12 protein-coding genes are annotated in these 13108 nt (G+C 60.9%); 11 read left to right on the forward strand and 1 reads right to left on the reverse strand.

Annotation, left to right across the window (positions count from 1 at the left end):
* The first annotated feature begins 63 nt into the window (after positions 1-63).
* Positions 64-495: a 50S ribosomal protein L17 gene (gene rplQ, locus CK228_RS17780; protein ID WP_095775804.1), complete on the forward strand. Its 432-nt coding sequence runs from the start codon at positions 64-66 to the stop codon at positions 493-495.
* Between the two features lie 59 nt (positions 496-554).
* Here rplQ and CK228_RS17785 read toward each other — a convergent pair whose 3' ends face one another.
* Positions 555-1220, reverse strand: a complete 666-nt coding sequence (locus CK228_RS17785; RefSeq protein ID WP_095788695.1) for a hypothetical protein — start codon at positions 1218-1220, stop codon at positions 555-557.
* An 87-nt stretch (positions 1221-1307) separates the two neighbouring features.
* Between CK228_RS17785 and CK228_RS17790 the strand changes: the two genes are divergently transcribed.
* The 10 genes from CK228_RS17790 (at position 1308) to CK228_RS17835 (ending at position 13072) form a co-directional block, all read left to right on the forward strand.
* Positions 1308-2801 (forward strand): DegQ family serine endoprotease, encoded by a 1494-nt coding sequence (locus CK228_RS17790; protein ID WP_095775803.1) that lies wholly within the window; start codon positions 1308-1310, stop codon positions 2799-2801.
* Between the two features lie 41 nt (positions 2802-2842).
* Positions 2843-4150 (forward strand): replication-associated recombination protein A, encoded by a 1308-nt coding sequence (locus CK228_RS17795; protein ID WP_095788696.1) that lies wholly within the window; start codon positions 2843-2845, stop codon positions 4148-4150.
* Entirely contained in the window at positions 4120-4839 is a 720-nt protein-coding gene (locus CK228_RS35790) for a DUF930 domain-containing protein (RefSeq protein ID WP_245438056.1), read from the forward strand. Before CK228_RS17795 ends, CK228_RS35790 begins: the two co-directional genes overlap by 31 nt.
* A 159-nt stretch (positions 4840-4998) precedes the next feature.
* Positions 4999-5829 (forward strand): aspartyl/asparaginyl beta-hydroxylase domain-containing protein, encoded by an 831-nt coding sequence (locus CK228_RS17805; protein WP_095788698.1) that lies wholly within the window; start codon positions 4999-5001, stop codon positions 5827-5829.
* Positions 5830-6159: 330 nt separating this feature from the next.
* Positions 6160-7812, forward strand: coding sequence for a hypothetical protein (locus tag CK228_RS17810; protein ID WP_095788699.1), 1653 nt, complete (start codon positions 6160-6162; stop codon positions 7810-7812).
* A gap of 47 nt (positions 7813-7859) precedes the next feature.
* The gene (gene crcB / locus CK228_RS17815; RefSeq protein WP_095775799.1) at positions 7860-8234 is read left to right on the forward strand and encodes a fluoride efflux transporter CrcB; all 375 of its coding nucleotides are present in this window, start codon (positions 7860-7862) and stop codon (positions 8232-8234) included.
* A gap of 61 nt (positions 8235-8295) precedes the next feature.
* On the forward strand, positions 8296-9276 hold the full coding sequence (locus tag CK228_RS17820) for an RluA family pseudouridine synthase (RefSeq protein ID WP_095788700.1): 981 nt from the start codon (positions 8296-8298) through the stop codon (positions 9274-9276).
* 47 nt (positions 9277-9323) lie between these two features.
* Positions 9324-10193, forward strand: coding sequence for a DMT family transporter (locus CK228_RS17825; RefSeq protein WP_179295970.1), 870 nt, complete (start codon positions 9324-9326; stop codon positions 10191-10193).
* Between the two features lie 12 nt (positions 10194-10205).
* The gene (locus CK228_RS17830; protein WP_095775797.1) at positions 10206-10997 is read left to right on the forward strand and encodes an ATP12 family chaperone protein; all 792 of its coding nucleotides are present in this window, start codon (positions 10206-10208) and stop codon (positions 10995-10997) included.
* 185 nt (positions 10998-11182) lie between these two features.
* Positions 11183-13072 carry an MFS transporter gene (locus tag CK228_RS17835; protein WP_095788701.1) on the forward strand — a complete coding sequence of 630 codons (1890 nt, stop codon included), beginning with the start codon at positions 11183-11185 and terminating at the stop codon, positions 13070-13072.
* Positions 13073-13108: the final 36 nt, after the last annotated feature.

Here is a 13108-nt window from a genome sequence, read left to right on the forward strand (position 1 = left end):
ACGGTCATGCGGAAAACCATCAGAGGCCTTGGCCTCTTGAATAACTGAAGAAGGAAAAGAGCCATGCGCCACGGTTTCAAAGGCCGCCGCTTCGCCCGAAGCATTAGCCATCGCAAGTCGATGTTCGCCAACCTCGCCGTGTCGCTGCTCGAGCACGAGCAGATCGTCACCACCCTGCCGAAGGCGAAGGACCTGCGTCCGATCGTCGAGAAGCTGGTGACGCTCGGCAAGCGCGGCGACCTGCACGCCCGCCGCCAGGTGATCGCGCAGATCGGCAATGAAGGCGTCGTCAAGCGCCTGTTCGACACCATTGCCCCGCGCTACGCCAACCGCAACGGTGGCTATCTGCGCATCATGAAGGCAGGCTTCCGTCACGGCGACAACGCCGCGATGGCCGTCATCGAGTTCGTCGATCGCGACACGGATGCCAAGGGCGCCGCCGACCGCGCTCGCCTCGAAGCCGAAGGCACCGACACGGAAGCCGCGGCCGCATAACGCCACGTCTTTCCGGAATGAATTGAAGGGGCCTGCGGGCCCCTTTGGTTTGCCGGTGCTTATCGTCTGCCGGCCAAGATCAGGTAGCGGCTTCCGCTCAACAGCTTCCAATTGAACGCTCCCGGTACCTCTTCGGTCTTCGGGTATGGATAGGAATAGATACTGTCGAGAACGACTCGAGAGTCGATCTCCATGATTAGTTGCGACGTGGGGGAACTGCTCAAATATGTTTCGGCGTCTTGGCCGCCGGTCAAGTTGGCATCAACGCGAAAGTGCATCTGTATTGGTCCGGCGCATATGTTCAGCAAGATGTCATTCCCGGAAGCTGCATAGAAAATTTTGACCTGATCTGGAGCCCACAGGCCGGCATCCAGAAATTGCGATGGCTTTGTCTTTCCGCTCAACCCATCCAGCGAAAGCGAAAGGCGATTGGTGAGAACCTCAAGGTCGCCTTTGAGGTAGCCGGCCTCTTCAATTTGAAACCAGTTCATCTGGCGAGGCGCCTCGATATCAAAGGAAATTTCGAGCTTTCCGAACGTCCAGTAATCTGGATCGGCATGCTCAGGCGTACCGAGCACTTTGACAATCTCGGTCATTGTCATGTCGGGGGAGATTGCGCCCAGTTTGCCGGTCTTCAAAAAGTCACGGAATGACATCAGTTGTTTTTTCATGAGCGCCGAGGAGGTTTTCGGTTTCGAAATCAGCTGTAGCTGCTTTTGCTGCATAAAATAATCGGATTTCAGCGGCTTAGCCTTTCATTTTGCACAATCGTCGGGACAATGCGCCCGACCTTGCCTTGGAGGATTCGCGAAATGCGCGCCAAAAGACTGTCCCTTGTTCTGCTCTGCGCCTTCATGGTGTTCGCAGCCGCACCGGCAGTCCGGCAGGCGCTGGCAGAAGACGCCGCAAAGCCCGCCGATCCCGGTCTATCCGATGTGTTGACCGATCTGTTGCATGGCGTCGAAGGCGAGAACGCCACCTCGGGGCCTGACAAGCGCGTGCCGTTCGGCCGCGAGGAGGTGCAGCTTTCGTTCGCGCCCCTGGTCAAGCAGACGGCGCCGGCCGTGGTCAATGTCTATGCCTCGCAGACGGCCAAGGTCACATCGCCTTTTGAAGGCGATCCGTTCTTCGAGGAGTTTTTCGGCCGTGCCCAGCCGCGCGCGCAGTCCTCGCTCGGCTCGGGCGTGCTTGTCGATCCGAGCGGTGTCATCGTCACCAATTTCCACGTCATCAAGGATGCCGACGAGGTCAAGGTGGCGACCGCCGACGGGCGCGAATTCACCAGCAAGGTGATGCTCAAGGACGAGACGCTCGATCTTGCCGTGCTCAAGATCGAATCCGACAAGCCGTTCCCCGTCATCGCCATTGGTGATTCCGACGCGCTTGAGGTCGGCGACCTAGTGCTGGCCATCGGCAACCCCTTCGGCGTCGGCCAGACCACCACCAGCGGCATCGTCTCGGCGCTTGCCCGCAGCCATATCGGCGTCTCGGATTCGGGCTATTTCATCCAGACCGACGCGGCGATCAATCCCGGCAATTCCGGCGGCGCGCTGATCAACATGGGCGGCCAGCTGGTCGGCATCAACACCGCCATCTACAGCCGCAGCGGCGGTTCGATCGGCATCGGCTTTGCCATTCCCGCCAACATGGTGCGGGCTTTCGCCGATGCGGCCAAGGCCGGCCTCGATTTCTTCGAACGCCCCTATATCGGCGCCGAGTTCGAGGCGGTAACGCCGCAGATCGCCGAATCGCTCGGCATGGAAAAGCCGACCGGTGCGTTGGTGTCTTCGGTCGATGCCGCCGGTCCTGCCGGAAAGGCCGGGCTGAAAGCGGGCGATGTCGTGCTGCAGATCAACGGCAAGCCGGTCGAGAGCATCGAGGCGCTGGACTATCGCATGGCGACGCTGTCGATCGGCACCAAGGCGAATTTCGCGATCCTGACCAAGGGCCAGCAGGCAGCCATGGACATCGCGCTGGAGCGCGCGCCCGAAGGTGCGAAAGCCTCGGAAGTGACGCTGCATGGCCGCAGCCCGTTCTCGGGCGCCAAGGTTGCGGAACTGTCGCCGCGCCTTGCCCAGAAGCTTGGCCTGCGCACCGATCTCAAGGGCGTGACGGTGATCGATATCAACCGCGATTCGCCGGCCGCCGATTTCGGCTTCCTGCCGGGCGACATCGTGCGCGAGGTCAACGGCACCACCATCGATACCGCCGCGACACTGGCGCAGGTCGCCCAGCAGGATACGCGCTGGTGGCGCTTTACCGTCGAGCGCGGCGGGCAGATACTGCGCCAGGTGTTGCGTTATTGAGTTCGATCTGAAGGGATCGCGCTCCAAACCAAAAGAAGTACATGGCCGATCTGTTCAGTGTCGATGAACCGGAAAAGGCGCCGCCCGGGCGGCCGCTGGCCGACAAGCTGCGGCCGAGAAATCTAGGCGAGGTCGTCGGCCAGGAGCATCTGACCGGCCCCGATGGCGCGCTGACGCGGCTGATCGGCTCGGGCTCACTCGGCTCGATGATTTTCTGGGGGCCGCCGGGCACCGGCAAGACCACGGTGGCAAGGCTGCTCGCCGGCGAGACCAGCCTTGCCTTCGAGCAGATTTCGGCGGTGTTTTCCGGCGTTGCCGACCTGAAGAAAGTGTTCGAGACGGCCAAGCTGCGCCGCGCCAACGGCCGCCAGACCCTGCTTTTCGTCGACGAGATCCATCGCTTCAACCGCGCACAGCAGGATTCCTTTCTTCCTGTCATGGAGGATGGAACAGTGGTCCTGGTCGGCGCCACGACCGAAAACCCGTCCTTCGAGCTCAACGCGGCTCTGTTATCGCGCGCGCGCGTCATGGTTTTCCATTCGCTCGGCGAGGAGAGCATAGCCAAGCTGATGGTGCGGGCGGAGGAGACGGAGGGCAGGGCGCTTCCACTCGACGACGAGGCCCGCGCCATGCTGATCCGCATGAGCGACGGCGACGGCCGCGCATCGCTGACCCTCGCCGAGGAAGTCTGGCGCGCCGCCAAGCCCGGCGAGATATTCGATCCCGAGGGGCTGCAGCGCGTCGTCCAGCGCCGTGCGCCGATCTACGACAAGGGCCAGGACGGGCACTACAATCTGATCTCGGCGCTGCACAAATCGGTGCGCGGTTCCGATCCCGACGCGGCACTCTACTATCTCGCCCGCATGTTCGACGCCGGCGAGGATCCGCTCTATCTCGGCCGCCGGCTGGTGCGCATGGCGATGGAAGACATCGGCCTAGCCGATCCGCAGGCGCTGGTCGTCGCCAATGCCGCCAAGGACGCCTACGACTATCTGGGCTCTCCGGAAGGCGAGCTCGCCTTTGCCGAGGCCACCGTCTATCTCGCCACCGCGCCCAAATCCAATGCCGTCTACACCGCCTTCAAGGCGGCAACGCAGGCAGCCAAGCAGCATGGCTCGCTGCTGCCGCCGAAGCATATCCTCAACGCGCCGACCAAGCTGATGAAGGAAGAGGATTACGGCGCCGGCTATCGCTACGATCATGATGAGCCTGACGCCTTTTCGGGCCAGGACTATTTTCCGGAGAAGATTGGCCGCCAGACCTTCTACGATCCGCCTGAGCGTGGTTTCGAGCGCGACATCAGGAAGCGGCTCGACTATTGGGCGAAGCTGCGCAAGGAACGGGAATAATAGGATTGCGCGGCCCGGCGGTCGTCACGCTTCGAAGCGAGGCCTCGCCATGGGGCATCTCAACCTCGGTTGCTCTCCACGCCCTGCTGGCTGCGATGTTGGCGCTCATGCCGCTGCCAAAGCGGCCGAAGCGGCTGGACGAGGAACGGGTGTCGGTCGACATTCTGACACCCCAGCAGTTCGAGGCCTCGACAAGGCCGCCGCCGGCGCCAGCACCGCCTTCAGCACCCGAGGCACAAGCGCCCGCACCAACGCCAACGCCAACGCCGAGCGCTCCTCGATCTACACCACCCACCGCGCCGACCATGATTCGGCCGACCGAAATGCTGTCGGCCAAGACGCTCGCCGATCCGCGCAGCCGGCAGGCGCGCGCAGATCTCGCGACCTTCGCTTCCGATGAACGCATGGTGCAATTGTGCAATCTCGAGGCCATGGACCAGATCCGGCGATGGCGCGCGGACTTTGAGCCGGAACGCGTCGTGCCTTATGCAACGGCCGAGGAGAAGATCAGCGGCACCGCGATCACCGCGGACGGCGCGGCTTTCCGCAGTCGCAAAAACTGGTATGGTCTGAAGTTCAAATGCCAGCTCGCGCGGGACGGCGAAAGCGTCATCGGCTTTGAGTTCCTGGTCGGCGATCCCGTGGCCAGGGAGAAATGGGACGAGCTCAGCTTGCCAGCGGTGCATTGACCGACGGCTGGTAAATTCCACCAGGCAACTGCCGGGCCACGATGTCGTGGCGTTGTGCGGCGACCCAAAAAACCTTATCAAGGCGCACGACCGGGCGGTGGTCGTTGCCGAGATTTGGCACACTCATTCGCAACAGGATCGCGCTCCGCGCGTGGAAAAATGACAAAAGCCCTTCGCAAATCCCTTCGCAAATTCGCCATCGCCATCCCGCTTCTCGCCCTTGGCTTCTACTTTATCCCCATTCTGACGACGATCTTCATCGTCTGCGGCCTGATCGACGTGCTGCGCAACGACAGGAAGGATCTGGCGCTGTTCTCAGGCTACTTCCTCGGCAACGGCCTGTTCACCTGGCTCTTGTCGCCGTTCAACCTGCTGGTCGATCTGCTCTGCTACCGGAATCCCGGCGTGTGGAAGCTGGAGCAGTTTCCGGAGGATTATCAGCGCGAGGTCAATGAGGTCCTGGACATCTTCAAGGCGCGCAAGGATGAGATCATCGCCGACATCGACGCCAATTTCGGCGCCGGCCGGCGTGGCATGTATGTCTACCAGTGGTACGGCAAGCACCGGATCGACAACGTCGCCGAGTTCAACAAGGATTTCAAATACATCAAGACCATCGCCGTTTCGGTCTTCAGCAAGCGCGAATCGACTTCCTGGCATTTCGGCCCGCTGCGGCTCAGCCTGCGTATCCTCTACAACCTGATCCCCGTGAAAGCGGAAATCTTCGTCGAATGCGGCAACGTCAAGAACTACTGGTACGACAATCCGCAGTTCATTTTCGACGACACGCTGCTGCACCGTTCGGTCAACGAATATGACGGCCGCCGCTACTGCGTGTTCATGGACATCATCAGGCCGTCCCCGTTCCCGAGACTCATTGCCGGCATGCTCGCGGTTGTCTCGGTCAGCGTCGAGCGCATCAATTCGATGTTCTACAAGAACTGGAAGATGATCGGCTCGACCAAGCCGAAGAAGGTCGAAACCACCTGACCTGAAAACGTCGACGCTGCCGGCTCTGCTGGCAGCGTCAGGGTGAGATGCATTTTATCTCTGCCGACTTTCTCGCGCACGGCTTCTGTATATCACATATGTATAATATATCGAACGGCCGTTTGGAAGAAGCGGTCCCTTCGGCGGTATTACTGTGCGTCGTCGACGCTTGCGATGTCCATGCGTTTAAGTATACATCTTTATCAAGTCATCAATAATTCGTGATACGAATTTGGTAATCCCGATTGGTGGAACGGCACTTCGAGTGCATTAGAAATAGCTTAAATTAGACTGCGGCAGACCCGTCTCTTCCTTTGTTGGCGGCTTCAGGTGATCGGGAAAAAAATCTTCGGATTCTGGGGTGCTTACATCTGCACCGTGTTACTTGGCGCCGCTCTGAGCGCCGCGTACATAAATCTCGAAGAGCCCGTCTATTACTGGGACTTCGCGGCCTATTTCAACATGTTCAACCAGCAGGGCGCTCTGCTTGTCGAGAGCCCTTTCGAATGGCTGAGCCAATTGGGCACCTCCATCGCCACGGAAGATTACGGCGTGGCGATCCTGGTGCCCCTGATGCCGTTTCACCTTGTTTTTGGCGGTTCAAGGCTTTCCTTCGTTACCGGAATAGTCGCGGTCTACCTGGTTCCGGCGGTTCTTTTGATAGGCAGAATAAGCTATCAGGAGGCGGTCTCCGAGACGCCCTCCCGTAGTTGGATCGCCGTATGGATCGCGGCCTTCCTGTACACGCCATTCTGGGCGCCGACGCTTCGGGGAATGCCTGACATTGCCGGCTGTCTCGCCTTGACCGCGGCAACCTATTTTCTCTGGAAATCCAAATTCCTGACCCGCGAACCGGTGATGAGCGGAATATCCGTCGGCGCCTGCCTGTGGTTGGCGTTCATGCTGCGCCGCTGGTACGCCTATGCGGACATAGGGATCACCGTTTCCGCGGCATTCCTGGGTTTGCTGCAGATTGCAAGGGAGCGGGATTTGCCGGCCCTCCGCAACGCGGCCCTGGGCGGCGCGTGCGCGATTTTCCTTATTGCCGCGACGGCGTTGAACTTCCAGCTGCCGTTGATTGCCAAGATTCTGCAAACCAGCTACGCTGACCTTTACAGCGGATACAAGACGACCTTTGTCACTCAGCTCGGTGACGTCGGATCCCGGCTCAGCTATCTGAACTGGGCGTTGATTGTGGTGGGCCTCCACATCTCGGTTGTGCGCCGCAACAGATTTGCGGTGTTCTGTGCCATGGCCTCGGTGCTTGCCTTCCTGGCTTTCATCCGGACGCAGGACCCGGAACGTCATCATTCCTTGCCGATGTTTCTTTGGCTCTTTCCCGCCTATGCCCAGGCAATTGTTTCGATCGTCTCCGTGCCGGGCCTGAAATCACGATGGCCGACCGTCGCTATGGTCGCTGTTGCCGGATTTGCTTTTTTGGGCACGTTTTTTCCAGCCGGCCGTCAGTTGTTGTCCCCGGTTGGCTTCGTCTTCGCCAGGGAAGCCACGCTTCCCCTTCACCTCGACAATCTCGCCGAATACAGCCGCCTGATCGATGACCTCGTCGACAGGATGGAACCGAAGGACCGCTTTTCGGTATTTGCGTCGGGTCCTGTGATGAGCGACGCCCTGTTGTTCGGCATGAAACGGGATCTTGTTGCCCATGTCGGATGGATTTGCCAGGTGGACAGTCGTGACCGGTTCCAACCGGACGCATTGAAATCCAGATACGTTGTCGTGACCGACCGGCCGGTTACTTATCTGCAACCGAGCGCGCAGATCTGCGTCACGCTCCCGAACCAGTATATTCTTGAAGGCAAGGGTATCGGTGCCGCGTACGGGCGCATTGCGCAGTACCAATTGTCAGGCGGCGTCGCCGGCTATCTTTACGAACAGGTGCGCCCGGTCAGCAAAGCCGAGGTCGACGCCCTCTACGCTGAATTCAGGAAGAAGTATCCGGACTGGGCAGCGCCTGAATGGTGACGGTGAAGGGATTGACGCCACCGCCTCGACACGGGCAGTAGACCATAATGTTCAATCTGCTTCTCGTGGTCGTCGGCGGCGGCATCGGCGCCGGCATTCGCCATCTCACCAGTATGGGCGCGCTGCGTCTTGTCGGCCCCAATTATCCCTGGGGCACGATGGCCATCAACATCGTAGGCTCCTTTGCCATGGGCCTGTTCATCGCCATCCTGGTGCGGCGTGGCGGGTCGAACGAAGTCAGGCTGTTCGTCGCCACCGGCATTCTTGGCGGTTTCACTACCTTTTCCGCGTTTTCGCTCGATTTCGCGACGCTGTGGGAACGGGGAGCCACGCTGCCGGCATTTGGATATGCGCTGGCCAGTGTCATTGGCGCGATCATCGCCCTGTTTTTAGGTCTTTGGCTCGCAAGAAGCCTGCCTTAATGCTATTGCCGCGCCAAGCGCAGGCCGAGCCCTGCTTTGGAAACGGATAAGCGAAGAAAAAATGGCAGGCGTTGAACAGATCACGGTGGAGGCCGGCGAGGCGGGCATGCGGCTCGATCGCTGGTTCAAGACGCATTTCCCGGGCCTAGGTTTCGGCCATTTGCAGAAGCTGCTGCGCTCCGGCCAGATCCGCGTCGATGGCGGCCGCGTCAAGGCCGACAGCCGTGTCGAGCCCGGCCAGGTGGTGCGTATCCCGCCGCTCGAGGTCGACAAGAAGGGCGAGAGCGCGCTGACTGGCCATTCGATCCGCAACCAGGGCGATGCCGACGTCCTGGCGAAAATGCTGATCCACGAGGACCCAAAGGTTTTCGTCTTCAACAAACCGGCGGGCCTGGCGGTGCAGGGCGGCTCGGGCGTCACCCGCAATGTCGACGACATGCTGGAGGCCTGGCGCAACCAGAAGGGCGAGAAGCCGCGGCTGGTCCACCGGCTCGATCGCGACACGTCGGGCGTGCTGGTCGTCGCCCGCACGAGACTGGCCGCCATGAAGCTGTCGGAGGCGTTCCGCGCCCGCGAAACGAAGAAGACCTACTGGGCCTTGGTCAGGGGCGTGCCGCCGAAGCGCGAGGACAAGATCTCGACCTGGCTGATCAAGGAGCCGACCGAGGATGGCGACCGTGTCCGGGTCGCCGCGCATGGTGAAAAAGGCGCCGACCATGCCGTGTCCTACTACCGTATCATCGAGCAGGCGGCGCAGACCATGACCTGGCTGGAGATGGAACCTTATACGGGCCGCACCCACCAGCTTCGCGTCCATGCCGCCTATATCGGCTGCCCGATCATCGGCGACCCGAAATATTTCGAGGCCGACACCAACTGGGACTTCCCCGGCGGTATTCAGAATCGCCTGCATCTGCATGCGCGCCGCATCATCATTCCGCATCCCGACAAAGGCGTCATCGACGTCACCGCGCCGATGCCGCCGCATATGCGCCAGAGCTGGAATCTGATCGGCTTCGACGACGCCAGCGCGGAGGATTGATCTTGAGCGGCGCCACTGACGCGCTCGATCGGCGCGACACGGTCGACATGGCCGCCGCCGCCATCATGGTCGGTCTGACCTTTTCCTGGGGCTTGAACTACGTCGCCGCCAAAATCTCCTATGCCGGCTACGACCCCGTCTTCCTGTCGATCGCACGCTCGATCATCGGCGGCGTCTGCGTCTTCCTCTGGTGCCGCTGGCGCGGCATCGCTCTGTTCAGGCGCGATGGCACATTGCTCGCCGGCATTGCCGTGGGCGTGCTTTTCGGCATCGAGTTCCTCTGCCTCTATGTCGGCCTGGAGCATACGACCGTTGCCCGCAACACGCTGCTGGTCAACTCGATGCCGTTCTGGATGCTGATTGGCGGTCACTTCCTGCTTGGCGAACAGATCACCATGCGCAAGTTCCTCGGCCTGCTGCTGGCTTTTGCCGGCCTCACCGCCGTCTTTTCCGACAAGCTTGGCGGCGGCGACATGCTGTTCGGCGATCTGCTCAGTCTTGGCTCCGGATTTTTCTGGGCTTTGACCAATATCCTCATCAAGCGCTCGAAACTGGTTGAGGCGAGCGCCGAGAAGCTGCTGCTCTACCAACTCGCCGGTGCGGCGATCGTCGGCATATTGGTGCTGCCTCTCGCCGGCCCGCCGGTGCGCGATCCGTCCTTGTTGCCGACTTTGGCACTGCTTTTCCAGGCGATCTATATCGTCGCCTTCACCTATGTCCTGTGGTTCTGGCTGCTGCGTCGCTATCCGGCCTCCGGCCTGTCCAGCTTTACCTTCCTGTCGCCGGTTTTTGGTGTCCTGTGCGGCGCGATCATCTTGAACGAGCCGCTGACCATTCGCATTTTCCTGGCACTTGGCTTGATTGCGGCGGGCCTGATCATCGTTAACCGGCCGGCGCGCAAGCTGACACCGGTGTGAGAGAGGCTTTTCATGCGTGACATCCTCAACGACCTCGAAGCGGGCAAGTATCTTTCCGATCCGGATCCGGTGCGCCGCGCCCAGATCCAGATGAAGACGCCGCTGCCCAAGCGCTTCTACAAAACCGCTTCGGTTGCGCCGATAGCGGGAGGTTTCGCCGTGCATCTCGACGGCAAGCCGGTGCGCACGCCGGGCAAGGCGCTGCTGGCGCTGCCGACCGAGGCGGCGGCAGTGCTGGTTGCAGGCGAATTCGCGGAACAGGGCGAGACGATCAATCCGGTGACGATGCCGGTGATGCGCCTGGTCAACACCGCCATCGACGGCGTTGCCAGCGATCCGCAGGCGGTGCTGGAAGACATACTGCGGTTTGCCTCATCGGATCTGCTCTGTTACCGCGCCGACGCCCCCCAGGGGCTGGTCGAGCGGCAGAACGAGCAGTGGGATCCGGTCATCGATTGGGCGCGCACGACATTGGGGGCTCGCTTCAACCTTGCCGAGGGGATCATCCATGTCGAGCAGCCGCGCGAGACGATCGCCGTTCTGGGCAGTCATCTCAATCAGCGCGCCGAGCCGCTGCGGCTGGCCGCCATCCACCTCATGACCTCGCTGACGGGTTCGGCGCTGCTGGCGCTGGCGGTCGATTTCGGCAAGCTCGATGCCGAGACTGCCTGGGCCGCCAGCCATGTCGACGAGGACTGGCAGATCGAGCATTGGGGGCAGGATGCCGAAGCGGTTGCGCGCCGTGCCTCCCGCAAACGCGATATGATGGCTGCCGTCAGCCTTCTCGAAGCACTCAAGGGCTGACTATGCGGCGATTGCCGCACCGCACCTAATACCAAAGTCATAATCCCATCGTCGCTCTGCCGTCGGCGGGCGCTTTCTGTCATTTTTCCCGTGATGGCCCGGCACTTTCCGAGTCCGCGTTCGGAGGAGAGCGCTGACACTGGCGGCCGGCATCGAGGACAAGGGTCTCACGGGAGGACAACTCTATGGCAATGGCATCGACCGCCGGCAAAACGAGCCGCGGCATGACTCGGGAAGAGAAGAAGGTCATCTTCGCTTCCTCACTCGGCACCGTTTTCGAATGGTACGATTTCTATCTCTACGGTTCATTGGCGGCCTTCATTGGCTCGACCTTTTTCAGCCCGACCATTCCGGAGGCGACGCGCAACATCTTCGCGCTGCTGGCCTTTGCCGCCGGTTTTCTCGTCCGCCCGTTCGGCGCCCTGGTGTTTGGCCGTATCGGTGACCTCGTCGGCCGCAAGTATACCTTTCTCGTCACCATGACGATCATGGGTCTGTCGACCTTCCTGGTCGGCTTGCTGCCCGGTTATGCGACCTTGGGTATCGCGGCTCCGGTGATCCTGATCGGGCTGCGCATGCTGCAGGGCCTAGCCCTCGGCGGCGAATATGGCGGTGCGGCGACCTATGTCGCTGAGCACGCGCCTGATGACCGCCGCGGTTTCTACACGTCGTGGATTCAGACGACGGCGACACTTGGCCTGTTCCTGTCGTTGATCGTCATTCTGACTGTTCAGAGCTCCCTGAGCAAGGAAACCTACGCCGCTTGGGGCTGGCGTATTCCGTTTATCGTTTCCTTCGTGCTGCTCGCCGTCTCGATCTGGATTCGACTGTCTCTCTCGGAGTCTCCGACCTTCCAGAAGATGAAGGACGAAGGTAAGGGCTCGAAGGCACCGCTTTCGGAAGCCTTCGGTCAGTGGAAGAATGCCAAGATCGCATTGCTGGCGCTGCTTGGCCTGACTGCTGGCCAGGCCGTCGTCTGGTATAATGGCCAATTCTATGCGCTGTTCTTCCTGCAGAACGTGCTGAAAGTCGATGCGCAGTCGGTCAACATCATGATCGCGATCGCGCTGGCACTCGGCTCGATCTTCTTCGTCGTGTTCGGCTGGCTTTCCGACAAGATCGGCCGCAAGCCGATCATCATGGCTGGCCTTGCGCTCGCCATCGTCTGCACCTTCCCGCTGTTCAAGGCATTGACCTGGGCCGCCAATCCGGCACTCGCCAAGGCGCAGCTGGACACAAAGGCAACGGTCACGGCAGCACCCGGCGACTGCAGGTTCCAGTTCAACCCGGTGGGGAATGCGAAATTCACCACATCGTGTGATGTGGCAACGGCATTCCTAACCAGGAACTCAGTTCCCTATGACGTGATCACTACGGCGGCCCCTGGAACAGCGGCATCGGTCAAAATCGGTAGCGAGACGGTTGAGTCCTACGACGTCGTCGCCGCCGGCGACCAGTCAAAAGCCAAAGAGGCAGCCTTCATGAAGGCCGTCAATATCTCGCTTCGGGACGGCGGCTATCCACTGAAGCGTGCGGCGATCAAGATACCGGACCAGAAGCTCGATGCATTTGTCGCCGCCAATCCGGAACTGAAGCTCGATGCCGCCGCCATTCGCGGTGGCGAAAAAACCGCGGTGCCGACCGATCAGGCGGTCAAGGACAAGCTCCTGACCACCGACGAGGCCGCCGGCGCGCCAGAGGTCACCGTCTACAACATACCGGGCGGCGGTGCCTTCGCCATGTTCGCCGATCCGGCCGCCGTAAACTGGCCGATGACGATCGGCATCCTGTTCATCCTGGTCCTGTTCGTGACCATGGTCTACGGGCCGATCGCGGCGATCCTGGTCGAGATGTTCCCGACCCGCATTCGTTACACCGGCATGTCGCTGCCCTATCATATCGGCAATGGCTGGTTCGGTGGCCTGTTGCCGGCAACAGTCTTCGCGCTCAGCGCCTACAAGGGCGATATCTACTATGGTCTGTGGTATCCGGTGGTGATCGCGGCGATGACGCTGATCATCGGCATGATCTTCGTTAAGGATACGCTTGGCACCGACCTGCACGGCAAGGAGTAGCTGGCCTCGGCCAACAGAAAGCCCGGCGTGATCGCT

Source organism: Mesorhizobium sp. WSM4312, assembly GCF_002294875.1.
Lineage (GTDB): Bacteria > Pseudomonadota > Alphaproteobacteria > Rhizobiales > Rhizobiaceae > Mesorhizobium.